Below are 23761 nucleotides of genomic sequence, written 5' to 3'. Positions count from 1 at the left end.
TCCACTCTTTTCACAAACATTCTAAACTCCCACTATACTATGGCAGTTACAATGGCAGAAATCACCAAACTGCGCCACCTCACAAGCGCCGGTTTGATGGACTGCAAAAAGGCCCTCGCCGAAACTGACGGCGACATCGAAGCAGCCGTTGAGATCCTCCGCAAGAAAGGTCAGGCTGTAGCAGCAAAGCGTGAAGACCGCAACGCCGCAGAAGGATGCGTTCTCTCAAAGAACGAAGGAAACTTCGCTGCTATCCTCGCCCTCAACTGCGAGACTGACTTCGTTGCCAAGAACGAAGGCTTCGTTTCTCTCGCCAAAAAACTCCTCGACATCGCAGTTGAAAACCGCTGCAAGACTGTCGACGAACTCAAGGCCATCACCGTTGACGGCATCACTGTCGCCGACCTCGTGACCGAAGAGTCAGGCAAAACCGGCGAAAAGACCGAAATCGGCGCTTATGAAGTAGTTGAAGCTCCCACTACCGCAGCTTACAACCACTTCAACAACAAGCTCGCCGCTATCGTAGGCTTCAACCTCCCCGACGTTGACGCCCAGGTAGGCCGCGAAATCTGCATGCAGATCGCATCTATGAACCCCGTTGCCTGCAGCCGCGAAGACGTTCCCCAGGCCACTATCGACCAGGAAATCGCCGTCGCCGTTGAAAAGACCAAGCAGGAACAGATCAAGAAGGCCGTTGAAGCCGCTCTCAAGAAAGCTGGTCTCAACCCCAACCACTTCGACTCTGAAGACCACATCGAATCCAACATCACCAAGGGCTGGATCACTGAAGAAGATGCAACCAAGGCTCGTCAGATCATGAAAGAAACAGCTGAAGCAAAAGCTGCCAACCTCCCTGAGGCCATGATCCAGAACATCGCCAACGGTCGTCTCAACAAGTTCTTCAAAGAAAGCTGCCTCATGGAACAGGAATATGTTCAGGACAGCAAGCTTTCTGTAGGTCAGTTCCTCGAACAGACCCGCAAAGGCCTTGTCGCTGTTGCGTTCAAGCGCGTAAACCTCAACCAGGACTAATCCTCCCGGCCAAGAAAGTCATAACAACGCAATACTCCGTGAACGGGTGCTGACCGAATGTCGGCACCCGTTCATCATTTCCGGGGCAGCTTATACGATTCACTCAGACCCCGCTCCACAATAAGAGGGGTGTTCGATTCGCTGAACAGTTACTCTAAATCACCTTATCACCACATCTCTCTGCGACTTCATGACCCGGTTTGTCATCACGATGCTTTCACGATACTTTTGTCGATTGAAAATCCTGTGACGTCCAATAATTTTGCCACTTTGGTCAAAAATAATTATTTTTGTGATCTATGAGTGAAATTCTTACCCGGCAGCGCATCACCACATTCCTGACTCACCTGCTCTGCATAACCATACTGTTCATACTTCCGGAGGTGCTGACCTCACTCTCCTCTCCGGCCCATCCATTGCGACTATGGGTCTATGCCAAAGCCCTTGTGTATATCGCTGTTTTCTACATAAATTATTACTGGATCATTGAAAAGTCGCTTGACAAGCCTCATCGGGTTGTCAGGTTCGTGGCATCAAACCTACTGCTTATAATTGTAGCCATGATCCTCATCTATCTGGTGTGGCGCTTCCGTGAATTTCTCGGAGGAAAAGCACCGAAGACCAAACATCTTCATCTGTCAGAAGGAATCTACATAGCAAAATGGGTCAGCATCATGTCGCGCGACCTGGTTATGGTGATCCTCGTCATCGGACTCGCAACCGCTCTGCGTCTCGGCGACAAATGGCTTATGCTTGACCGCAAACAGAGAGACCTGATCAGCGCACAGCATGAAGAGGAACTGAAAAACCTGAAAAGCCAGCTCAACCCCCACTTTCTATTCAACACACTCAACTCAATCTACGCACTCATAGCCATCTCCCCGGAAAAGGCCCAGGAAGCAGTCCACAAACTGAGCAGGCTGCTGCGTTTCGTGCTTTATGACAATCCCACCTCAGTCTCAATAAAGCAGGAATTTGACTTTATCACGAACTATATCAGCCTCATGCGGCTCAGACTTAACTCCGCTATCAAACTCGATGTCAGGCTTGACATCGACAGTAATGGCAGACAGGACATGCGAGTTGCCCCCCTGCTGTTCATCACACTCATTGAGAACGTATTCAAACACGGCATCCATACACCCGAAATACCTCTGACCATCCACATCCGCGCTGACGGCAACCGCATAGAATGCCATACATCCAACGGACACATCCCATCAGACAAAAACCGTGAGCACAACACATCCACCCCGTCAGGAGGAATCGGCATGGTCAATCTTCGCCGTCGGCTACACCTGATCTACGGCCAGGCAGCCGAGCTGAAAGTCACTACTGCCGACGGCCTCTATCAGGTCTGGCTGAGCATACCGTCAACTCTCAAATAAAATCAGTCTCCCATCTCAATAAACCACCGACCTATGCAGACCCTTCGCTGTTGCGTGATCGACGACGAGCCCCTGGCATCAGGCCTCATCCGTTCATATATCGAAAAGACACCGTTTCTTGAAATCGCTGGCGAATTTTCATCGCCTCGCGACGCTATCTACACCATTCTCAACAACGATATCGACATCGTATTTCTCGACATACAGATGCCCCAGCTGAACGGCATCGAATTTGCCCGGATCATCCCTGCCGACACCCGCATCATATTTACTACGGCATATTCAGACTACGCGGTTGAAGGTTTCCGGGTCAACGCACTCGACTATCTGCTCAAACCGGTCAGCTACGAGGAATTTCTTGCAGCCGCAAGGCGCGCCCTTGCCTGGTACGAGATGAAACACCAGTCCGATTCCTCAAAACTGCAATCGCAGGTCTCTTCACCGGAAAAGGCAGGAGAATATATAATCGTCAAAAGCGAATACAAGCTGGTGCAGGTCCGCATCGCCGACATCCTCTATATCGAAGGCTTGAAAGACTACGTCAAAATCTACGTCGAAGGATCAGAGAAATCCATAATGACACTCCTGAGTATGAAAGCGCTCGAACAGACGCTGCCTTCCGACTTATTCATGCGTGTCCACCGGTCATACATTGTAAATCTATCCAGAATCAAAGTAATTGAGCGCAACCGCATCATTTTCGGGCGCACACAGATCCCGGTATCCGAAAGCTACAAAGACACTTTCGCAGAATTCATATCCAGGCGCACTTTGGGCTGAAACCGCCCTTCCCCCCTACTTTACGGCGCAGAGCAGAAGCAGCCATAAACAATGCAGGGCCGGTCATCTCGACCAACCCTGCATTGCTTTATATTACTGTCCGCTAAACCATAAAAAGGCGAGTCCAACTTCCTGAACGGCAGAAGTTGGGCTTACTTTTTGTATTTGACAAGCCCCCTCAGCAGTTTTCAGGAACTTCGGGAGGCGATTCCGATGCTTCGGCGAGCATGATTTTCAGGTCTGCATCGGGCTGATTGAGGAACTTTTCGAGATTCAGGTAATACATCAGCACAATTCTGACGATTGTAGCAAGCCCTGAGAAGCTCCAACGTCTTTCGAGTTTGCTTTGAAGTACTGACAGCAGCAGATTTGCGATGAGTGTAACCCATATCTGGATTTTGATGGCGTTGGCGCTCTCGCCATAGAAGTATCTCAAGGGGAAGTTCTGTTTGATCTGCTTGAAAAGAGACTCTATCTGCCATCGGCGGCGGTATATCGCCACGATTGTCTCTGGCGGCATGTCGAAGTCGTTGGTCAGAAGCGATATGAGTTTTGGCTTCCCGTTCTTCTTGATGTCAACGTATGTAATTATTCTGGCGATGTGGTTTATACCGTCTTTACGGAACACCACGACCTGTTCACGGTATTCCATCAGTCCCTGCGGATTCTGATGCATACAGTCTACAAGTGAAGATTCCAAATCGAAGTGCAAAACTTTGAGCTAGGAATTATTCATTCTCCTCACTCCTTCTGGCGAGGGGATGCCCAAGCGGCGGGGGCGGCCTAAACCGCCCCCAAGAGCGGACAGCAGCAGAACATACTGGCAATACAAAATAAAAAAGGAGACCGAAGTCTCCCTGAGATTAACTAATTTTGTATTGCTAATGTACAGACAATTAACCTCGCAGCAAAGGTCGCAAATTTTCGCCTTACTGCAAAGAAAAACTCCAAGAAAAGAAATCGCCCTCATTGTAGGGTGCAGTCAATCAACACTTTGTCGTGAACTGAAGCGCAATTCCACAACCAAAGGCCACTATCTGTGGGAAAAGGCTCATGCCAAAGCCCTTGAACGCAGAAAGCGCACCACATCCAACAAGAAGCTCGACAGCGTGTTGGTGTGGCGTATAAAACAGATGATTATTGACCACCAATGGTCACCAGAACAAATTCGTGGCGTGTTGGCCAAGGAAGGCGTTTCCGTATCCATACAGACCATTTACAACATTATAAACGCTGATGAAAGCGGAGAACTGCGCCGTCACCGCAGACATCCCGACTTCCGACGACGACCAAAAGGCGAACGCAAACCCACTAAAGCCACCAACATACCAAACCGCACAAGCATACACGACAGACCGGCCGAGGCCGACGGCAAACGCTTTGGCGATTTTGAGATGGATCTTATTGTTGATGCCTACGGGCACGCGATTCTAGTGCTGCTTGAACGCATGACTGGCTTTGTGATGATGGAGAAACTACCTTACGGAAAAAGAGCCAAGCCATTGTCAAAGACTGTCGTGAGAATGCTGTACGCATACCGTAAATATCTTAAAACCATCACTACTGACAACGGCAGCGAGTTCGCGGCACACCTCGACATAACCGCCGGATTACGCATCAAAGGTCTTGATGATGTGACTGTTTACTTTGCCGACAGCTACTGCTCATGGCAGAAAGGAGCGGTCGAAAACATCAACAAACTCATCCGTCAATACATCCCCAAAAAGTCAAATTTCAATGATTTCACTGACCTATACATCAAAAACGTGGCAAAGAAACTGAACTTAAGGCCTCGGAAAAAACTTGGTTTTTCAAACCCGAAAACCGAGTTCTTCAAACAAATCGCTAATTTTGCACTTGCCAGTTGAACCTGCACATACAGTCTACAAGTACCTCATAACTGAGGTTTTTCTTCATTTTGGTGACATATACAACGCCACGGTCCGTCAGTTCCTCAAATTTGGCATAATTGATATAGGCGCGGTCAAGAGCGACTATCTCGTTGTGGCTGTAATGGCTCGGAGCAAGCATGAAAGAGTCATTGGTGGCCGCCGAAGTGAACTGCACATCGCAGGGAACCCCCTCGTTGGCGTGTATGACAGAGTGTACCTTTATGCCGCCTTTCTTCTTTCCCGTCTTGGGGTGTCGACCAACGCCCTTGAAAATAGCGTTGGAGAACAATGTGATTGTAGTGGAATCGATAATCCTAAGCTGCTTTATCCACTCTTCCGTGCCGTTGCGTCTGCTGTCCGATGAAAGAATGTCTTTGTTGGCTGCATACAGGTCGCGATAGACATCCTCAAAGAACTTCTCTGACCGTCGGGCATTTGCATCCGACAGGGTGCTGCGCTTTGGTACAGTATCAATTCCGACATGGTGCAGTTTGCGAACCTCCGCTGTCATAGATGTCTCTATCTCACGCAATGAGTCGAAGCGCTGGATCACGGCATAGAGCATCGTAAGCAGATGCGTATAGCCGTCAAAGCTCTTTACATACTTCTCTCCGCCGTGTTTTCGGCTGAATTCAACAATTTTTTCACGATTGAGTGATTTTATCAGCTGTCCATATATCGGCTGTCCGAAGAAATTACTACTTTTACTCATGGTTATTCATGGATTGTTTGGCGACACCAAAATAACCATTTAGGGCTGACTCCTGCAATAGGTGTCAGCCCTAATTTTTCAATCGCTCAAAAAAAGTTTAGCGGACAGTAATAATTGCTTTATACCTTCTCCGTCCAAAGCTAATAAAGACGGACTAATTACAAAATAGAAGCTTTAACTAATATTGCATTCGTACTATCTTTTACTTCTCGCGATTCAAACCATCGCGATTTCTCGTTGTGCTGTTTATAAGACGAAAGTACCATGTCCAAAGTTACACTCCACCCGATCTTTTAACCTAAGTTAACTAAAACCACACTCAAACGTCAGGCCCTGACCGCTTTTAAACCATCTGATGACTCCAAGTGTTAAACAGACAAGTCACTTGTCAAACTATTATCCGCTTTTGAGCAAATCAGAAAAAAATGAAGATAATCGTAATCATGGGCGCCACATCCGGAATCGGACTCCGTGTGGCAGAAATCTTCGCGAAAGCCGGCTGGCTCGTAGGAGCCGCAGGGCGCAATGAGAAAGTCATGCGCAAACTTCAGTCAGACTTTCCTGACCGCATCCGCTATGCGCGGATCAACATTGACGACGCTGCATCTCCCTCCCACCTCCGTGATCTCATCGGAAGGCTCGGCGGAATGGACATATATCTTCATGTGGCAGGCATCGGATATGAAAACGAGACTCTTGTGACAGACCATGATGTGGCCACCGCACAGACTAACGTGGTCGGCTTCACCCGCATGATCGACACTGCCTTCAGATATTTCCGTGAACACGGAGGCCGCGGGCGCATCGCAGCCGTGACATCCGTGGCCGGCACCAAAGGAATCGGACAGCTCGCATCCTATTCTTCATCCAAAAAATATCAGCAGGCTTATCTGACCGCTCTCGACCAGCTCGCCGGGATGCAGAATCTCGACATTTCATTCACTGACATCCGCCCAGGATGGATACGCACCCCGTTGCTTAACCCTGACAGAGTCTACCCGATGACAATGAGCCTTGACCATGCAGTTGCAAGCATTGTCCGCGCTATAATAAAGCGCCGTAGGCTGTGTATCGTGGACTGGAGATGGAATCTTGCAGTCAGACTCTGGAGTCTCCTCCCCGACCGCATCTGGGAGCGCATTCCGGTCAATGTCTCCGCTCCCGCCACTCCTGCCCAGGAGAAAACAGACGCATCCGTCGAAAAGTCGCTCAGCCAGCCGGAACCGCCGGCCGAAGTCAAAGATCCGATAGACAAAAGCGTAACCGCATAAGGCATCATAACCACATCCCCCGCACATCGCCGGAATCAGATCACGGTTGAATGTGCGGGGGATGTCGTGTGGTATATATTGTGTCCGGAAGTCGCTTATTTCACACGAATCATATATTTCAGTGAAATCTCGATCGAGTTGTTACGTGAGGCAGCAAAGAAGTCACGCTTTGAATCCTTGAAGATATTTCCCAGGCCAAAATAGTAGCGGCCTTCGAGCATTATGGAGTGTCGGCGCTTTATCACAATCTCCATACCGGCCCCACCGACAATACCGTAGTCAAACTTGCGGTCTACAGCCATTGCCAACTGCTCATTAGTTCGAGAGCCTTGCGGGAAATTAGGTATATTTTTATAGTTGTCATAATCGAAATTTGCATCGATCGAACTGCCGAGCAAAAATCCCACCTCCGGTCCGAGATTGAAAAAACCGCGAAATTTCTGTGACCCGAAATAGATATGTGTCATCACCGGAATAGAGACATAGGTCAGAGTGCGTGAATAACTGAACTCCGGCGCCTCGTCCTTGGCAAAATCCTCGGCCCATCCACGCTGCGTCACGTTGATTTCTCCGATCAGACCGAAGATCTTCTCCTCCGTGTAGCGGCAGGCAAGCCCCATAGTGAGCCCCTGGGTGAACTTCTGATGCACCTCAGGGCTGAATGACATGCGCGACAATGTCGCTCCGGCCTTTCCTCCTATCGAAAAGTTGGGCGAGTATTCTCTCTGGGCCATCACACTGACAGGCAGCAGAAGTGCCAGCGCAACAAGCACCCGTCCGGCAATCATACGAAATACCTTACCTGCCATCAGAGATTGATTTTTTCAATTAAACCGCCGGTGCGGAAGTTGATCAGATAGAGCACATTGTTGCACTGTCCCTCGGCTCCTTCCGGGGTTGTGAACGAATAGCCGTTCTGCACACCGTCATAGCGTGCCACCGGGTTCTTGAGATAATCCAGCACAAACATGCCTGTATCGAAACCGAGCAGTCCCTGACGCGGTATGGCATTTTCCATTCCGGCTCCATACCAGCCTTTGAAACGGTCTTCCATGCGACGTGTGCGCACATTGTCATCATCGACAAAGAAACGCGAATACACCGTGGTGTTGAGATTGTGCATGTTCTGCAGAGTCTCGCCGCGGAATGTCACCCACTCCGGATAGCCGACAAGCTTGACCATCGGGAGTCCGGCCTCGTCGCGCCACTCTATGACAGCGGGCATTATGCGGTTGAGATCACTCTGACGGGCCGACAGTGGTATAAACGTATAGTTCCCGTCAGACTTCAGGCTTTTAAGATCAGCCGGAGTCAGTTTCGCCTCGGCTGTAATGGTCTTCCACTCAATTCCTTTTGACTCAATACGCGATTTGAGCGCCGAGATAAAATCAGATTTGTCTGCATTCGCGCCGTCTGCCAGAGATACAAAGACGGGGGTTGAATATGCCAGCCGTCCGGCAATTGCTTCGGCGGCTTTGTCAATCATTTGCTGCGAAGGTATGTTTCCCTGCATCACGGCAGGATTAGTCTGATAGCATTCATCGCGGACTATAAAAGCGTTGAGCACTTTTATGCCGTTATCACGCCCGAATTCACCGAGTATAGCCAGCTGGTCTGACGAATCGGGGGCTATTATCATGCGATGAGCTTTCAAGGTGCTGTCAGAAGTCAGCTGACGGACTTTCGCTGTAGACCCTTCAGTGTCATAGGCAGTTACTTTGACCGGGACTCCATTGTGGCGCATACTGTCTACGGCAATCAGAAATCCTTTATAGAATTCAGTGTAGCGCTGCGCGCTCTTTGACGGTGTTTCTTCCTTGAGCATAAACGGCAAGACCACAGCTACAGAAAGCTCCTCTTTTGCCTCCGGAGTGACACCGGATGCACGGGCAAGGTCATCAACGGATACGGTGCCGTCAGTTCCGACCGGAATAAGGCCGGAAGGAGATGCCTGCTGCTCTGCCGCTACTGCTCCCTGCGGGGCCGGAATGCTCAGCACCTGACCTTCTTTCAGGACCGTAATACCCGGATTGGCGGCTTCAAGCTGCTCCACGGTGATCCCGTGGGCATTGGCTATAGAATAAAACGTCTCTTTCTTCTTTACTATATAGCCTTCAGGTGCTGTGCGAATAACAGTAGTGCCTTGCGAGGCTGATCCGACAGCCACTGCACTGGCCGCTGAATTATCTTCGCCGATAACCGGCGCTGTCAGATGAAGAGTCTGACCAGCCTTCAGCCCTTCGCGGACAATGGGGTTCTGCTCGATCAGCGCATCTGTGCTTATTCCGTATTTTTTAGCGATTCCATAGATAGTCTCCCCTTTTGCCACGGTATGGCTCAGCATACGCACTCCGTGACGGTTGGCATTGTCAGGAGTCAGCACCTCGCTCTCTTCAACCGGGAAGAACAGCATCGAGCCGGACTTCAGTCCGTCGGCCACTGAGGGGTTAAACTTCACAAGCTCGTCTTTGCTGATGCCGAACTTATGGCAGAGAGAATAAATGGTCTCCTTGTTCTCTACGGTATAATAATGATATGAACGTCCGTTTATCTCTTTGACAGGCAGATCTTTCACTGCGGCGTCAGCCGTAATGCCTGCAGCCAATGCAAGAGAACAGAGGGCAGATATGGTCAGTCTACGAAATTTCATGTGCTTATGGCTAAAAACTTCCACAAAGATACATCAAATTCTTTGATGTATCTTTACTTTTAACACCGATTATACGGAATTTTTTGGAGTCAATAAAAAAATGGGGGGTTAAGATCCACATCGGAAAGAACTTCTGCAAAGATACACCCCCGCCCTCCCGAAAGAGAGCGATAAAGCGAAGGCACCCTATTCGGAGCGGTAAATCGGTGTCCTCGACCGGACACCGATTTACCGCCCCGGATGGCTACGCAAGACCGGTTCAAAAACATCACATATATATAAAGAAGCCGGCGTCCTGCAGACAAATGCTGCAGGACGCCGGTTGATTCTTTGAATCCGTGAAGAATGAATTATTTCTTCTTGCGGTTGCCGTAACGGCTCATGAACTTGTCCACGCGACCGGCGGTATCGACAAGCTTCTGCTTACCGGTGAAGAAGGGGTGTGACGAGCTGGTGATTTCAAGCTTAACCAAGGGATAGGTCACGCCGTCAACTTCGATTGTTTCCTTTGAGGCTACAGTGGAACGAGTGATGAAGATTTCATCGTTCGACATGTCCTTGAATACTACTTCGCGGTAGTTGGAAGGATGGAGATCTGCTTTCATTTTATTTCGTGATTTTTTTGTTGTCAGAAGTTATCGTTGCGCTGGTAGGACGCGTAGATTCGTAATGGCGGTGCAAAGGTAAGAATTTTAATTTATTTATCAAAACTTTTCTGCCATTATGAACCGAGAAATTATTATTGTGCAAGAATTTGCAGGCAATTGCGGATTGTAGACTCAATCGGGCGGCTGCTATTCTGTGTAGAAATCGATCAGGCGGCTCATGGCTCTGCGGCAGGCCGGACAGAAGTCCGGAGCTGTGTTGGTGCGCATGCGGCAGTCATCGGCCGGACGATATACTCCATGAAAAGAGTACCCCCCTCCTTCATAAAGTCCTACCGGCCATTTCGACGCTTCCGATACCGGTGTGGGCTGCGGCGTTCCTTTGGGAATCAGATCTTTCCACTTGCTTTCAAAATCCACAAGTGTGGTGATGTTCGGTTCCCAAGGCTCCACATCTGCGGGATAGGCCTCGTCATTGGCCTCGGTCTCGTAGAAATATTCATCGGCCAGACCGCCGAAACTATGGCCGAATTCATGAACAACCACAGGCCGGAAATTCGCATGTCGCGATGTGGTCAGCGTATAGCTGTTATATATGCCTCCGCCGCCATACTCCGGAGTGTTTGCCAGAATTATGATATGTTCATAGGGTATTCCGGCCAAAGAGTCATGAATATCCCTGACATGCAGGCTCGTCAGATAGCGGTCTGAATAGAATGTGCTGAAATGCGAAGAGAATGCTGTCGACTTCCATTCGCCCAGACGGGGCACACTGACTCCTGAGTCAGCCGAAGGAGTGGCCACGGCGACAAAATTGAACTTGTCGGCCTGTGACTTGAACGGTTCGTAGGAAAGTATGGCATCCACAGCCGTACGGGCATGACGATAGAAACTGTCCATCTCCGCTCTTGTATAGCCCTCTGCAAGAATAGCCACATCTATGGCGTTCTTCGGATCACCCCCACGGTGGATATAGCGGTGCTCCGCCACCCAGCCGTGGCCTTTCCTTGTAATCAGAATATCTTTCGGATCAAGCCTGTGGGTCATCGAGGCAATAGGCTTATGGCGGTTGTCAAGCAGCTCGATGCTTATGCGGGCAGGTGAGACCGGATAAGGCAGAAGCACCGTGTGCTCGAAAGCCTTGGCCACTTCTGAAGCCTCTGCGGTGGTAAGCCATTCATGATAAAGAGATGAGAAGGATGTGCGGTAGAGCGTGTCACCGTCTGCCTCCGAGACCATTGTGACCGTGCCGTTTCCGAGCAACGGCAGTTCCGACATTCTATGGCGTCGGCCGGCCCATCCGTCGATACCTGACTGACCGGCAAGAGAAACACCCCTGTCACCGGCCGGAGTGGCAGTGAAGAGATAGTCGACACGCAGAGTGCGGTCTTCAAACCTACGTCCGAAATCAGAAGAAGATGTCTCGCGGATCTGGGCGCTTTGTGCTCCTCCCATCAGTCCGGCCTCCATTACTTCGGCAACCAGAGAATTCATATAGAGTTCAATATTACTGTAGCCTGACTTACCAATGAGACTGCCGTCAGAAGCATTATCCGGATCAAGACCGTTGGCCCTCTCCCAGTCATCGGGAATTCCATCGCCGTCAGTGTCAGCCGGAGCCACACCGCTGTTCAGGGCAGGCCAGCCGCGCGATCCGTCGGCATAGACAACCTCATCCTGAGTGTCAATGATGCCGTTTTTCCCGAATGACGCATTGCCCTCACGCACGTCACTGATGACAAGACTGTCATAGGCATCACGGCGAAGCGAAGCTCCGGCGCAGTCGAGCACCCGTTCATAGGCATCACGCGCCGTATGGGTAGTCACCGTCTCAAAGTCCATAGGCTCATTGAGACGGATTTCATCTGCTATGGATTTATCCCAATAACCATCGCAGCCGGCAGGTTTTATCTGGCGTCTGACACCTACGCCCCAGTTGTCGGCTCCGACTGCCGCAATGTCGTGGTTCTCGTTGCCGCTCACATAAAAGCGGCCCCATTTGTGAAGCATCGGGCGCCATACGTTCCAACCGATTTTCAGTTTATGTCCGTCGACTTCGATACTGTTGTCGGCCATGTCAATCTCAAAAACGCGGCCGCCGACACTCACGCGGTTCACACCCTTGCGCCCCTTGCCATCACGCAAGCCTTTGACATCATCGCGGCTCAGGCTTGTGCCGAACAGACGGTTATAGTCTTCAGCAAGACCGCTGCCGTTGAGACAATACTGCACGGTGCGGATTCCGGGACCGGCTATGCGCTCAGGCATGGTGTTTGTGGTCTTGCCGGGTTTGAAATAATTGTTGACTATGTTCACTGTCATGCCCTCGCCTCCATAACACCCGTTTGAACCGTAGTTATAGATCACGTTGTTACGCAGATCCATGCGCTCGTCAGTCTGGGTATGCGGGCTCGGTCCGAGACGCGGTGTGCGCGACGTATGGTTTGCCACAAGGTTGTGATGATAGCTCGCGCCGCTGCCACCCCAGTTTCCGCCGTAGCCGTGGGCTCCTTTCTGATGGCCGCTGCTATGAAGACTGTGGGATGCGATGCACCACTGCACGGTAAAGTCGGTCATACCGTAGACCGAGATGCACTCGTCTATGCTCCAGCTCACAGAGCAATGGTCAACCATCACATTGCGATGACCGCTGCCGCCGAGTCCGTCACCTTCGTGATGGGCCACTTCACGGTCGCCGAGACGAAAACGCATGAAACGGACTATCACATTGTCGGCCTGGATGAGAAACGGATAGTCGGCAATGCAGACACCATCACCGGGAGCAGTCTGTCCGGCTATCGTCACATCAGGGTTTTCAAGCCGCAGGGGCGATTTCAGGAAAATAGTGCCGTCGACATCAAAAACGATTGTCCGCGGACCGGCCTGATTGCAGGCATAGCGGAATGAACCGGGCCGGTCATTGTCATCAAGAGTCGTGACATGATACACCCGCCCCCCACGGCCGCCGGTGGTCCACATGCCAAAACCCTCTGCACCTGGAAAAGCGGCTACCGAAGGTCTGATCCATACGGAGGGCACCGTTTCTTTTTGCATCACCTTACGCTGACGGTCAGGCTGCATCGAACGCGGGAATCCGTCAGGAGGCAAGGCATAGCCACTTGAAGCCAACAGTATGGCGGCTGCCAGTAAATGAATCCGTTTCATCATATATACTTTCATAAAATTCTCGGCAGGAACGCCTTTTAAAGCGTCCCTGCCGAGAGAGTTAATATTTCATGTTCAAGGGATTGTCAACCCCTTATTATTTCACAATGAACTTCTTTCCGTCACGGATATAGATTCCGGGGAGCAGCGGCTCCTTGATTTCGACACCCATGATATTGTAAATCTTACCGTTGCCCTGAGGCTTGGCGGGATCAATGACGATGTCCTCGATACCTGACTGGTCTGCTTTCTTAGCCTTGATCATTATCTGAATAACGACTTCCGAGCCACCGAAAATGACTTTGACTTCATTTGAAGGTTCTGTGACATTGATTGTGTGCTTTGCCGCATCATTGATATTTCTGATCGGAAAAACATAATCGTCAGCAGCAAATTTATCATTATTAACTGAAGCCACATATGACTGATTATTGTCATTGTTGGCCCAGCCGATAAAGGTCAGCTCAGTCGCAACCTTTCCTTCCGGAAGCTTTATTGTCCAGGTTCTGTTGCTTCCTGAGCCAAACTTCACATAGTCAGCTGTTGCAGATGAGCCGTTTGAATATTTTCGGCTGGCATCTGTACAAGAGACTGAGATTCCATCACTGAAAAGGAAAGGCTGGGGATCGTCTCTCATCATATGGCTGGTAGATTTTGAGATTTCATATTCGAAAGTCTCTACAACAGGCGCCTCGTATTTCGGGAGCTCGACAGCATCGTCAGCGAAAGTCAGATCGCCGTTGAGCATCTTGCCGGCCTCGTTCTGAGAGGCGGTGATATGTTCAACCAAAGAATTCAGATAGATCTCAAGATTAGTAAATCCTGATGCCGTGGCTTTGGCTCCGTCAGAAGGATCATTGGGATCAAGGCCATTTTCCTGCTCCCACTTGTCAGGCATGCCATCGCCGTCTGTATCTACAGGCGCAGCCACATTAGCAAGTATCGGAAGTTTGCCATTTTCTTCCAGTGCGGTTCCGGCAGGATATACTATATCATCAGGAGTGTTGATAAAACCTGCGTCAAGGCCTGATCCTGTAGAAGCTGCTTTATTATTTCGAGCCTCTTCGATGATCATTTTATCAAGAGCGTCACGTTTCAGAGAAGCTCCCGCATGATCAAGCACTTTAGCATAGGCATCTTGAGCACTATGGGTGGTGGTATAGACATATTCAATCGGGCGGTCAAGCTTCATATCATTTTTGATATTATTCTGAGAAGAGCTTACCGAAGCAAGTCCGTCCCATTCGCTCCAGGTGATCTGGTTATATATGCCAAAACCCCAGTTATCACCTTCCACCTGCCCGAAATTCGAGTTATTGTTTCCATCGACATAATATGTGCCGATCTTGTGCAATGCGGGCTTATAGGCATTCCAGGTGATAGTAAGAATCTTGCCATCTATATTGATAGTATTGTCATCCGCTATGTCATATGACCGTCCTGCAATCTGAACTCCGGGTCTGCCTTTGCTGAAATAGCCTTCTACATTGCCTTTATTGATAGAGGTACCCATCAGACTGTTATAAGACGCTGCGATCTTGTCTTTGTCAAGCACATAATCCACAGTGCGGATTCCGATTCCGGCAATGCGGAATCTCTTATTGTTGCTGCCATTGACATACTTATTTCCAGGTCCGGGCTTATAGTAATTATTGACAATGTTGACATTCATGCCCTCACCGCCGTAGCAACTTTCGCCAGAATAGTTGAACATGACATTGTTACGCATGTCCATCACCTCATTGAGCTGAGTGGTGGGACGCGGGCCAAGGCGCGGAGCACGCGATGTGTGGTGAGCAAGAAGATTGTGGTGATATGAACCATATTCGCCACCCCAGTTGCCACCATATCCGTGATTGCCTTTGCTGTGGCCTGAATTGACAAGGCTCTGAGATACGATACACCACTGGACTGTTGTGTTATGAGTACCGCTGAACGAAAGACATTCATCAATACTCCAGCTCACCGAGCAATGGTCAATGATGATGTCGCGCTGATCAAGGGCTCCAAGTCCATCCCAGCCGTCTGCACCATCTTTGGTCACGTTTTTGTTACCAAGACGGAAACGGATATAACGGATGATCACATTATTGGCCTTGATTGAAAACGGATAGTCGGTAATGCAGATGCCGTCACCGGGAGCGGTCTGGCCTGCGATGGTCACATTTCCGTTTTTCAGATCAAGAGCGCTTTCAAGATGAATGTTTCCTGACACTTCAAAAACGATTGTTCTTGCACCTGCCTGATTGCAGGCCCAACGCAATGTGCCTTCAGATCCGTCATCGGTTAGTTTTGTTACTTTAAGCACTTTTCCACCGCGACCACCTGACGTGTAGCGGCCATAGCCCTCGGCTCCCGGAAATGCTTCAAGACGATCTATGGTCTCGGCAAATCCGAACATAGAGCAGAGCAATGCCACCAAGGTGAATATTGCAAATCTTTTCATGTTGTGTAGATAAGGGGGTAAATTTGTTGTATAAGGTATAGAGTTTTAATTTAAGGCATTCTTTCTCAGTATGCAAAGATAGATGATTTTTCGGCCATTATCAAATAAAATCTACCATTTCCCGCATTTTTCGCATCAAAATCCGCAGTTTTGATGTTTATTAAGAATTGCTTTCAGATGCGTCTGGAGGATATTGAAAGACCTCTCATTCCGCGGCGAGACGGTAGATAGCCTCGGTGTCTTCTTTGCCAAGAGTGATATAGCCACCTATCTGCGGGCCTTTGTTTTCATGAAGCTTGCTGACGAACAGGTCAAAATCAGGCGCTTCAATGCCGAGAGCTTTCATGGTGACTGGCAGACCGATAGAGCTGAAGAATCCGCGCAGGCAGCAGACTGCCTCGGTGGCCGCAGCGGTGTCGTCATGCTCGTTCACGTCAAAGACCCTGCGGCCGAACTGCGCCACTTTGGCAGGCTTGATGCGTGACACATATTCGAGCCATGCAGGCACTATTACAGCGAGTCCGGCTCCGTGAGTCACTCCGTAGATGGCGCTCAGCTCATGCTCCATGAAATGAGAGGCCCAGTCTTCACGCCGTCCGCATCCGCAGATGCCGTTGTGGGCGAGAGTGCCGCTCCACATTATGTTGGCGCGGGCCTGGTAATCGTCAGGACAGGCCATCACTTTGGGGGCTTCCGCTATTATGGCTTTCAGCAGCCCTTCGGCCAGGCGGTCGGTCACCTCTACATCTTCCGTAGGGGAGAAATAACGCTCCATGATGTGGACCATCATGTCGGCGATGCCACTTGCCGTCTGATAGGGCGGAAGAGTGAATGTCAGTTCCGGATTCAGGCAGGCGAATTTCGGCCGCAAAGCTGTATCGGTCCTGAGCGAGAGTTTCAACAGTCCGTCAAGACGGGTTATCACTGAGTTTCCGCTCCCCTCGCTGCCTGCGGCGGGAATGGTGAGCACCACTCCGAGAGGCAAGGCCGGTCCGACTACGGCTTTTCCGGCAAAGAAGTCCCAGAAGTCTCCGTCATAAGGCACTCCGCAGGCTATAGCCTTGGCAGTGTCGATCACAGAGCCTCCGCCTACAGCGAGCAAGGCATCTGCCCCACTCCGGCGACAACGGTCTATGCCTTCATAGACCAGATCGTCAGTCGGATTGGGCTTCACGCCTCCAAGGGAGATATGAGAAATGCCTTCAGCGTCGAGCGATGCAGTAACGCGGTCAAGCAGTCCGCTCTTCACCGCAGAGCCGCCGCCATAGACGATCATGACGTTTTTCCACTCCGCGTTTTTGCAAAGGCGTCCCACTTCATTCTCAACCCCTCGGCCAAACAGATAGCGCGTAGGGGTGCAAAAAGTGAAATTATCCATTGGGCATACATTATTAGAGGTTGTCTAAAAACAATAAACGCGACAGAGGAACGCTTTTCAAAGCGCCTCCATAGCAGGTGACCGGTAATCGGCCGTCTGCGCGGGCGCTCTGAAATGCGTCCCCCTGCCGATATTTTTCCCCATGTGATTCAAGCAATCAGGGAAAACATCAGGGAAATTCTATTATTCTTCTCCTTCAAGAAGCTCAAGCATCTTGATTGCCGAAACCGGAATGCGGGTACCGGGGCCGAAGATTGCGGCGACACCTGCCTTGTAAAGGAAATCATAGTCCTGAGCGGGAATAACACCGCCGGCAGTCACCATGATGTCCTCGCGGCCGAGTTTCTTGAGTTCCTCGATCACCTGCGGAATCAGGGTCTTGTGACCTGCTGCAAGTGAAGAGACACCGAGAATGTGGACGTCGTTCTCGACCGCCTGGCGGGCTGCTTCGGCGGGAGTCTGGAACAGCGGGCCCATGTCAACGTCAAAACCGCAGTCGGCATAGCCGGTGGCTACCACCTTGGCACCGCGGTCGTGACCGTCCTGGCCCATCTTGGCGATCATGATACGGGGTTGACGACCTTCGCGCTTGGCGAATTCTTCGCACATCTGCTGAGCCTTCACGAAGTCAGGATCAGCCTTGGTTTCTGATGAGTACACGCCTGAAATGGTTCTGATTACTGCTTTGTAACGGCCTACGACGTCTTCGCAGGCATCGGAGATTTCGCCCAGTGTGGCGCGCAGACCGGCAGCCTTGACAGCAAGGTCGAGGAGGTTGCCTTCCTTGGTGCGGACACACTCGGTGATGGCGGCGAGGGATTTCTTGACTGCCTCTTCGTCGCGATGAGCCTTGAGGTCGACGAGACGGGCCACCTGGTCTTTGCGCACTTCGGTGTTGTCGATTTCAAGGATGTCGATGGGATCTTCGTGGTCGAGACGGTATTTGTTGATACCAACGATTGTCTGACGGCCTGAGTCGATACGGGCCTGAGTGCGGGCCGAAGCTTCTTCGATACGCATTTTGGGCAGACCTGATTCGATGGCCTTGGCCATACCGCCGAGTTTCTCGATTTCCTGGATGTGTTCCCAGGCACGGTGTGCGATCTCGTTTGTGAGGGCTTCCACATAGTAGCTGCCGCCCCAGGGATCGACCTGCTTGGTGACCATAGTCTCTTCCTGGATGTAGATCTGGGTGTTGCGGGCGATACGAGCGGAGAAGTCGGTCGGGAGGGCGATGGCTTCGTCAAGCGCGTTGGTATGGAGCGACTGGGTGTGGCCGAGAGCGGCACCCATTGCCTCGATACATGTACGGCCCACGTTGTTGAAGGGGTCCTGCTCGGTAAGCGACCAGCCTGAGGTCTGGGAGTGGGTGCGCAGGGCAAGCGATTTGGGGTTCTTCGGATTGAACTGCTTGACGATCTTGGCCCAGAGAAGACGGGCTGCGCGCATCTTGGCCACTTCCATGAAGTAGTTCATGCCGATAGCCCAGAAGAATGACAGACGCGGAGCGAAGGCGTCGATGTCGATGCCTGCATTGATACCGGCACGGAGATATTCGAGACCGTCGGCAAGAGTGTAGGCAAGCTCGATGTCGCATGTCGCACCGGCTTCCTGCATGTGGTAGCCGGAGATGGAGATCGAGTTGAACTTGGGCATGTTCTGCGAAGTGTATTCGAAGATGTCGGCGATGATTCGCATCGAGAATTCCGGCGGATATATATAGGTGTTGCGCACCATGAATTCCTTTAGGATGTCGTTCTGGATGGTACCGGCCATTTCTTCGAGTTTGGCTCCCTGTTCGAGACCTGCGTTGATATAGAATGCGAGCACGGGGAGAACGGCTCCGTTCATTGTCATGGAGACTGACATCTTGTTCAAGGGAATTCCCTCGAAAAGGACTTTCATGTCTTCAAGCGAGCAGATCGAAACGCCGGCTTTGCCCACGTCACCTACCACACGTTCGTGGTCTGCGTCATAGCCGCGGTGTGTGGCAAGGTCAAAGGCCACTGACAGACCCTTCTGACCGGCTGCAAGGTTGCGGCGGTAGAAGGCGTTTGACTCAGCTGCGGTGGAGAAGCCTGCATACTGGCGGATGGTCCAGGGGCGCAGAGGATACATGGCGCTGTACGGGCCACGGAGGAAGGGAGGAATACCTGACACGTAGTTGAGGTGCTCGAGTCCTTCAAGATCCTGCTTGGTATAGATGGGCTTGACGGGGATAAGTTCCGGGGTGATCCAGTCTTCCCCCTGAGTTTCGGGGACACGGAGATCGCCGAAAGCGTCGTTAACGATGTCTATTTCTTTGAAATTGGGTTTCATGTCTGAATGTTGATGGGGGTTGACGTATTACTTCTTGAGGAGTTTGTCATTGAAAGCGCGGAGTGTGTCGAGCACATTGCAACGCACATGAACGAAGTCGTTGATTCCGATTGCCTTGAGATCGTCGGTGCAGGCAGGTGCGCCGGCAACTACGAATTCAGCGCGTCCGTCGAGATATTTGAATGCAGCGGGTGCGAATTCGGCATATTCGTCGTCGCTTGAGCAGAGCACCACGATGTCGGCACCCTTTTCAAGAGCTGCGTCAACGCCCTGTTCTACAGTGTCAAAGCCAAGGTTGTCAATGATCTCATAGCCTGCACAGCCGAAGAAGTTGGTGGAGAACTGCGCGCGGGCAAGACGCATGGCAAGATTTCCGATGGTCAGCATGAACACTTTCGGACGGTTTGAAGCGGCTTCTGTGGCAAGACGGAGTGATTCAAAGTCACTTGCGGCGCGCTTGGTGGGGAGTCCGGCGGGAGTTTCGCATCCGTCGCCCTGACCGCCACAGGCGCAGGCAAGCGAGCCTTTGAGATCCACGATCTTGTCGGCAGCCATTTCGTTGATATTGGGATACTGGTTGGTTCCGAGAAGTATCTCTTTGCGGCGGGCCACGTCGGTGTGACGCTTTTCGGCGCTTTCACGGATCACTTTCTGAACCTCGTCATTGTTGCAGCAGGCAAGGAAGCCGCCCTTGTCTTCTACTTCAAGGAAGAGTTTCCAGGCTTCTTTCGCGATTGAGACAGTGAGGGTCTCCACATAGTAGCTGCCGCCGGCAGGGTCGATCACCTTGTCAAGATGGCTTTCTTCTTTCAGAAGGAACTGCTGGTTGCGGGCAATTCGTTCAGAGAATTCATCGGGTGTCTTATAGGGAAGATCGAAGGGAAGCGATGTGATGGAGTCAACACCGGCAAGAGCTGCTGACATGGCCTCGGTCTGAGAACGGAGCAGGTTGACGTGTGCATCGTAAAGAGTCTGATTGAAGCGTGAGGTAGAGGCGTGGGCCATCATCTTTGCGGCTTCGTCTGACGCGCCATACTGCTTGACAATCTGGGCCCAGAGCATACGGGCAGCGCGGAACTTCGCGAGTTCCATGAAGAAGTTCGACGAGATGCCCATGTTGAACTTGATGCGGGCCGCCACTTCATCGGCGCTGCGGCCTGCCTCGGTCAGGAGTGTCAGCCACTGCGCGCCCCATGAAAGAGCATAGCCGAGTTCCTGGAAAATGTAAGCTCCGGCATTGGAAAGCATGTCGCTGTCAACAGAGAGTACACGGAGACCGGCTACTTCCCTGACTGCGTCAAGCAGTTCGCATGACATTGAAGCGAGAACCGAAGCCTCGAATGCCACACCCTTGCGCAGGGGTTTGCGGAAAGGATTGAAATCAATCGAGCCTTTGAATGTTTCGGCACAGCCGTTGGCTTTGATATATTCGACAAGTGCCTTTGCCAGAGGAAGAGCCTTTTTGATGCAGCAGGTGAAGTTTACCTCTACCTTGCCGAGATCTATGCCTTTGAGAAGGATCTGAAGTGTTTCGGCAGTCGGTTCGTCAACATGGAAACCGAGTGAAGTGACACCTTTGGTCAGGACATCAAGTGCTTTTTCATTTGCTTCGGCGGGAGTCTCGGCGATGATTTCCTGGCGGGTGAGCCAGTCATTGTCAGTGCGTGTTCCTCGCACATAGGGAAATTCACCGGGAAGCGAATTGGTGGTCTTGAGATCTTCGATGTCCTCCAGACGATACATCGGCTGAACATTGAAGCCTTCGTTGGTGCGCCACACGAGTTTCTTGTCAAACGGTGCGCCCTTAAGGTCAGCTTCCACCTTGGCTTTCCACTCTGCGGTGCTCACGGGAGGAAACTGTTCAAACAATTTTTCTTTCTTTTCTGCCATGATTATGGTATTAAATATACTGTTCAGGGTTTAGAGGTTGTTTTTAAACAACCTCTTAGAAAGCAACCTGAGAGGTTAACAATCTTCGTGCAAAGATAATTGGAAACTTCCTAAAAGCAAAAAAATAGAAAGAAAAATAAGCAGAAACAGCGCCCGTGGAGGCGCTATTTGCAATGACATATGTCTGTTTTTGACAATTTTATGTTTTTAAACATGTCTGCAGCCCGAAGAGTGGACCGCAGGCCTCTTTCAGAACAAGGGGAAGGTGCTGTTGGTATAGACGTATTTCCGGTCAAACTGTTCCTGAGACATTGTGAGCATGACAATGCCCTGTGCGAATGTCAGCAGATTCCAGATACCACAGGTGACGAATGAGAGCACGATAGTCAGTATCGCGGCTCCGATTTTGCCGAGATAGAAATACTGCGCACCGAAGAAACCAAGGAGTATGGCCAGGATTCCGGCTGTGGTCTTGTCCTTGCCGGAGGCGGGTATGTAAGCACCTGCGGGTGGATAGGCTGCGCCGGGGGCATTCTGATATTGCTGACCGCCTTGCGCGCCCTGATATTGCGCTCCGCCGGGTGCGTTCTGATACTGTCTGGTTCCGGCATAAGCCTCTGCTCCGGGCGAGGGAGGGGGCGTGGTTGTGAAGGATGATCCTTCACCTGCAGGAGCTTCAAACAGGAATGACAGTTCGGGCACCTGCCCGGCCGGCTGCCATTGCTCCATACCTTCGCGCCATACCAGAGTGGCCGGCGTAAGTCCCATGCCTGAAAGCTGATCTTCGCTCACAGGGCCTGTCTGGACATTATTCTGATAAACGTACCAGGTTGCCATAATGATTGATATTGTTATTGTGGTTTGTTTTCTGTTTTACTATCAAATGCAAATTTAAGGTTTTATAGCATATCTGCCAAACATACCTTCATTGTCGCATCAGAAAGTCCTTGAAGTCAGAGAAGTCGGCGTTCATGTCCACTGACTGCTTCTCGCCGTTCATGAATGCGGCAAGGCGGTCAGGAATGGCTACGGGAGCTTCGACGGCCGCGTCTACAGTTTCCTTGAATTTGGCCGGATGGGCTGTTTCGAGGAATATGCCTGTCTCGCCGGGCTGCAGGCCGTCTTTCAGCGCCTGATAGCCGCAGGCTCCATGCGGATCAAGCAGATAGCCGGTAGCGGCATAGCAGTCGTGCATGGTCAGGCGGATACGGCTGTCAGGATATGCGAATCCGCTGATCAGCGATGAAATCCGCTCATGAGAGTTGTCATACAGATCCAGGATGCGGGCAAAGTTGCTCGGATCGCCTACGTCCATCGCGTTTGCAATGGTCTGCACACTTGCCTTCGGCGAGTATGTGCCAGTGAGCAGATAGTTATAGAATATATCGTTGGAATTGTTTGCGGCAATGAAGCGTTTGACCGGAAGCCCCATCCGGTGAGCGAAAAGTCCGGCGGTTATATTGCCGAAATTGCCGCTCGGCACACTGATCACGAGCTCCGATGCCTTTCCGAGAGCCTTCATACGGGCGTAGGCATTGAAATAATAGAATGCCTGCGGCAGGAATCGGGCCACATTGATCGAGTTGGCTGAGGTCAGTGTCATCTTCTCACAAAGTTCGCTGTCCATGAAGGCGCTTTTGACAAGACGCTGGCAGTCGTCAAACACACCGTCGACCTCGACTGCCGTGACATTGCGGCCGAGGGTTGTAAACTGGCATTCCTGAATCGGGCTGACTTTCCCTTTGGGGTAAAGCACATAGACATGGATGCCGTCTACGCCGAGAAAGCCGTTGGCCACGGCCGATCCGGTGTCACCGCTTGTGGCCACAAGCACGTTGACCGTGCGTTCGGCTCCGCGCTTGCCTATGAAATATCTGAGCAGACGCGCCATGAAACGGGCGCCGACATCTTTGAATGCGAGTGTGGGGCCGTGGAAAAGTTCGAGACTGTAGATGCGGTCCTCCACTTCGGCTACCGGGCAGTCAAAAGCCAGGGTGTCACAGACAATACGGTCGAGGTCCTCCTTAGGAATGTCTTCACCGAAAAACGCTTCGGCCACACGGCAGGCTATCTCATGAAACGAGAGCCGGTCAATCGTGTCAAAAAATTCTTTTGGAAGGGGTCTGATGGTCTCAGGCATGAAAAGTCCGCGGTCTGCGGCCAGTCCCTTGACCACTGCTTCTTCCAGATCCACTACGGGCGTAGCCCGGTTAGTACTATAATATTTCATTTG

The 23761-nt window shown here is 51.2% G+C and carries 16 protein-coding genes and 2 pseudogenes; 5 read left to right on the top strand and 13 right to left on the bottom strand.

Annotated features, from left to right (window positions below; translation table 11 throughout):
* Positions 1-39: 39 nt before the first annotated feature.
* The 3 genes from tsf to FDZ78_RS10220 all read left to right on the top strand — a co-directional run bounded on the left by tsf (position 40) and on the right by FDZ78_RS10220 (position 3200).
* On the top strand, positions 40-1032 hold the full coding sequence (tsf, locus tag FDZ78_RS10230; protein WP_107033028.1) for a translation elongation factor Ts: 993 nt from the start codon (positions 40-42) through the stop codon (positions 1030-1032).
* 299 nt (positions 1033-1331) lie between these two features.
* Complete coding sequence (locus FDZ78_RS10225; RefSeq protein WP_107033027.1) at positions 1332-2420, top strand: sensor histidine kinase; 1089 nt, start codon at positions 1332-1334, stop codon at positions 2418-2420.
* Positions 2421-2453: 33 nt separating this feature from the next.
* On the top strand, positions 2454-3200 hold the full coding sequence (locus FDZ78_RS10220; protein ID WP_136408500.1) for a LytTR family DNA-binding domain-containing protein: 747 nt from the start codon (positions 2454-2456) through the stop codon (positions 3198-3200).
* A 178-nt stretch (positions 3201-3378) separates the two neighbouring features.
* On the opposite strand, the gene FDZ78_RS10215 is transcribed toward FDZ78_RS10220, so the two are convergent.
* Positions 3379-3900, bottom strand: coding sequence for a transposase (locus FDZ78_RS10215; RefSeq protein ID WP_370291879.1), 522 nt, complete (start codon positions 3898-3900; stop codon positions 3379-3381).
* 184 nt (positions 3901-4084) lie between these two features.
* Between FDZ78_RS10215 and FDZ78_RS10210 the strand changes: the two genes are divergently transcribed.
* On the top strand, positions 4085-5068 hold the full coding sequence (locus FDZ78_RS10210; RefSeq protein WP_136408456.1) for an IS30 family transposase: 984 nt from the start codon (positions 4085-4087) through the stop codon (positions 5066-5068).
* A gap of 13 nt (positions 5069-5081) precedes the next feature.
* Here the strand turns inward: FDZ78_RS10210 and FDZ78_RS10205 are convergent.
* Positions 5082-5804 (bottom strand): annotated as a pseudogene (locus FDZ78_RS10205) (DUF4372 domain-containing protein); the annotation flags it as partial.
* A gap of 425 nt (positions 5805-6229) precedes the next feature.
* Between FDZ78_RS10205 and FDZ78_RS10200 the strand changes: the two are divergent.
* Entirely contained in the window at positions 6230-7075 is an 846-nt protein-coding gene (locus tag FDZ78_RS10200; protein ID WP_124075974.1) for an SDR family oxidoreductase, read from the top strand.
* A gap of 95 nt (positions 7076-7170) precedes the next feature.
* Here the strand turns inward: FDZ78_RS10200 and FDZ78_RS10195 are convergent, their stop codons facing one another.
* From FDZ78_RS10195 to thrC, 11 genes and pseudogenes are all read right to left on the bottom strand, one after another.
* Positions 7171-7884, bottom strand: a complete 714-nt coding sequence (locus tag FDZ78_RS10195) for a porin family protein (RefSeq protein ID WP_240597811.1) — start codon at positions 7882-7884, stop codon at positions 7171-7173.
* Positions 7884-9725 carry a LysM peptidoglycan-binding domain-containing protein gene (locus tag FDZ78_RS10190; RefSeq protein WP_136408499.1) on the bottom strand — a complete coding sequence of 614 codons (1842 nt, stop codon included), beginning with the start codon at positions 9723-9725 and terminating at the stop codon, positions 7884-7886. The genes FDZ78_RS10195 and FDZ78_RS10190 overlap by 1 nt, the downstream gene beginning before the upstream one ends.
* Positions 9726-10075: 350 nt before the next feature.
* Complete coding sequence (locus tag FDZ78_RS10185; protein WP_107033022.1) at positions 10076-10330, bottom strand: type B 50S ribosomal protein L31; 255 nt, start codon at positions 10328-10330, stop codon at positions 10076-10078.
* Positions 10331-10519: 189 nt separating this feature from the next.
* Positions 10520-11785, bottom strand: a complete 1266-nt coding sequence (locus tag FDZ78_RS10180; RefSeq protein WP_240740397.1) for a M64 family metallopeptidase — start codon at positions 11783-11785, stop codon at positions 10520-10522.
* Positions 11786-12529: 744 nt separating this feature from the next.
* Positions 12530-13384: pseudogene (locus FDZ78_RS14860) on the bottom strand (polysaccharide lyase family 1 protein); the annotation flags it as partial.
* 208 nt (positions 13385-13592) lie between these two features.
* Positions 13593-15941, bottom strand: coding sequence for a hypothetical protein (locus FDZ78_RS10175; protein ID WP_123611169.1), 2349 nt, complete (start codon positions 15939-15941; stop codon positions 13593-13595).
* Positions 15942-16146: 205 nt separating this feature from the next.
* The gene (locus tag FDZ78_RS10170) at positions 16147-17319 is read right to left on the bottom strand and encodes an iron-containing alcohol dehydrogenase (protein ID WP_123399605.1); all 1173 of its coding nucleotides are present in this window, start codon (positions 17317-17319) and stop codon (positions 16147-16149) included.
* A gap of 183 nt (positions 17320-17502) precedes the next feature.
* A complete protein-coding gene (gene scpA, locus FDZ78_RS10165) occupies positions 17503-19638 on the bottom strand; it encodes a methylmalonyl-CoA mutase (protein WP_123399607.1) in 2136 nt (711 codons plus the stop codon).
* Between the two features lie 27 nt (positions 19639-19665).
* A complete protein-coding gene (gene mutA / locus FDZ78_RS10160) occupies positions 19666-21528 on the bottom strand; it encodes a methylmalonyl-CoA mutase small subunit (RefSeq protein ID WP_123399609.1) in 1863 nt (620 codons plus the stop codon).
* 249 nt (positions 21529-21777) lie between these two features.
* Positions 21778-22365 carry a GYF domain-containing protein gene (locus tag FDZ78_RS10155; protein WP_107033017.1) on the bottom strand — a complete coding sequence of 196 codons (588 nt, stop codon included), beginning with the start codon at positions 22363-22365 and terminating at the stop codon, positions 21778-21780.
* Positions 22366-22453: 88 nt separating this feature from the next.
* Complete coding sequence (gene thrC / locus FDZ78_RS10150; protein ID WP_124075976.1) at positions 22454-23758, bottom strand: threonine synthase; 1305 nt, start codon at positions 23756-23758, stop codon at positions 22454-22456.
* Positions 23759-23761: the final 3 nt, after the last annotated feature.

It is taken from the genome of Duncaniella sp. B8 (genome assembly GCF_005304985.1).
Taxonomy (GTDB): Bacteria; Bacteroidota; Bacteroidia; order Bacteroidales; family Muribaculaceae; genus Duncaniella; species Duncaniella muris.
The sequence above is the reverse complement of the archived record's forward strand: the minus strand, read 5'-3'. Positions and strand labels throughout refer to the sequence as shown.